The organism is Pseudomonas sp. NPDC089741, assembly GCF_044748825.1.
GTDB lineage: Bacteria > Pseudomonadota > Gammaproteobacteria > Pseudomonadales > Pseudomonadaceae > Aquipseudomonas > Aquipseudomonas helmanticensis.
This window is the reverse complement of the sequence record NZ_JBIVGT010000083.1, coordinates 1-285: the sequence shown is the minus strand read 5'-3', so window position 1 is coordinate 285 and position 285 is coordinate 1. Positions and strand designations below refer to the sequence as shown.

The following is a 285-nucleotide window of genomic DNA, read 5'->3' as shown; positions in this document are numbered from 1 at the left end:
CGCACCCTTGCTACCAACGACACACAGATCAATATCGACGCCGTTTTCGCGGTTTACCGCCATGTCCTTGACCAGGGCCTTGAACAGGTTGGTGTTCAAGCCGCCGCACAAACCACGGTCACTGCTCACCACAACATAACCCACACGCTTGATTTCGCGGTCGATCATGAACGGGTGGCGGTATTCCGGGTTGGCGTTGGCCAGATGCCCAATTACCTGGCGGATACGTTCCGCATAAGGACGGCTAGCAGCCATGCGCATTGGTGCCTTGCGCATTTTGCTTAC

General features: G+C 56.1%; 1 protein-coding gene. It reads right to left on the bottom strand.

Annotation, left to right across the window (positions count from 1 at the left end; all coding sequences use genetic code 11):
• A partial coding sequence (locus ACIPZE_RS28890; protein WP_400776837.1) for a F0F1 ATP synthase subunit gamma occupies window positions 1-285 on the bottom strand: 285 nt, incomplete at both ends.